At 53.2% G+C, this 1,580-nt stretch carries 1 pseudogene; it reads right to left on the bottom strand.

From position 1 onward, the window contains the following. Window positions 1–28: 28 nt before the first annotated feature. A pseudogene (locus WBG83_RS22345) lies at window positions 29–1,580 on the bottom strand (IS5 family transposase); the annotation flags it as partial.

Raw genomic sequence — 1,580 nt, 5'->3', positions numbered from 1 at the left:
CCTAAATAGGGCTTGCTGAACAAGATTTTTACGCAACCTTCGCCTGACGGACAATGAAAAACTGTAAAAATCTGAAAAAAGGCAAAAAGAGAACCCGTAGCCGCCGCTCCAGATTCATGACTAGAAACTGGAGGGCGATGACGGTCAGACTCGTTTTGGCACCGCGTGCGCGAATGCGTCCTAGTCCTAATTTGCGTTTGCCCTCTCCAAACTTTCCTTCGATGGCGTTACGCTCAGCGGCGTCTTGCCGTTCTTGCTTGCGGTCCCAGGCCTCGTTCTGTTCTTTCGAAGGCCTGCCAAGTTTAGGGCCGCTTAGACGAATGCCATAGGCTTTGCAATAGCTAAGTTCTGGCGATTACGGTAGATCTTGTCAGCTTGGAGGACTGCAGGGTAATAGCCGAAGCGCTGCTTGTATGCTTCTACCGAAGCTTGCAGCGTTGTCGCTTCATTGAAGCTATTCCATTGCATGGATTCGATCCATGCGTAGCCGTCAACTAGGCTTGCCGCGATCTTCGCGCCGAACTCCACGCTGGCTCCTGCTTTTCCGCGAACCATGGGGCGCACGTGCGGCTGTTCGATGCTTACGATGCGATCAGCGATGACATGCTTCTTCTGATCTGCCATTTCGCGTTGCTGACGGTATAGCTCCGAGATGATCAGAAACTGACGGTATTTCCGTTTGCTCAATACCTTGAGGGACGTATGCTTTATGAGCTTCTCTATGCTACGAAGGTCACGACCCACGTAGCCCAGCTGCTTTTTGATCGCTCGACGAATGACTTTGCCCGAAGATTTTCGCTGCTTTGCCACGCTGAGGAACGACTTCCTTGCCTCTTCGCGATAGGTGCGCGGCTTCTCTCTTTCACCGACAAGAGGTGCATGGAGCACATCGATGATACCTTCCAAAATTTCACGGGCGTGATTCAACAATCCCAGGTCGGTGGGATACTTGATGTCGGCTGGGGCACACGTGGCATCCAACATAAGAGTCCCCTTGTTCGCGACATTCGCTGAGGCCGTACCACCCATATCCTCTGACGATAGGACGCGAAACTTCCTCATGGCAGAACGGCCTTTCTTTGAAACGTTCGTTGGCTCTTCTGGAACGGACAACGCCTCGCCAATCTCCATTGCCAACTGGGAGCCGCCGGTGTGGTTGTCGTCATCATCGTCACGATTCTTCTTGGAGGCTTCTTGCTCCGCCTTTGCCTCCCGTTCCGCCTTGAGGGCTGCTTGAGCGATCCATTCGTTCACCTCCGTGATGATTTCCGCACCAAGCCGTTGCCGAAAATGCGTTAGCAGGGAGTGATGAAACGGTTCTTCATCCACGTAAGCGGTATAGCCAAGGAAGAACTGAAGGTAGGGGTTCTCTTGGATCTGCAGTATGGTCTCGCGGTCACTAAGTCCCAGCCGCTCCTTGATGATGAGCGAACCAAGGGCGATGCGAGCGGTGTACGCCTTTTGGCCGATGTGCAGCGATCGAAGCGATTTGACATACTTCTCTTCCACTTGATCCCAGGGGATGAGAGCAGCAAGCTGGACCCAGCGATTCGTCACGCTAAGTCTGCCACCAAAGGGAA

The organism is Paenibacillus sp. y28 (genome assembly GCF_037137075.1).
In the GTDB taxonomy this organism is placed as follows: domain Bacteria; phylum Bacillota; class Bacilli; order Paenibacillales; family NBRC-103111; genus JBBBNV01.
This window is presented reverse-complemented; position numbering and strand designations above follow the sequence as displayed.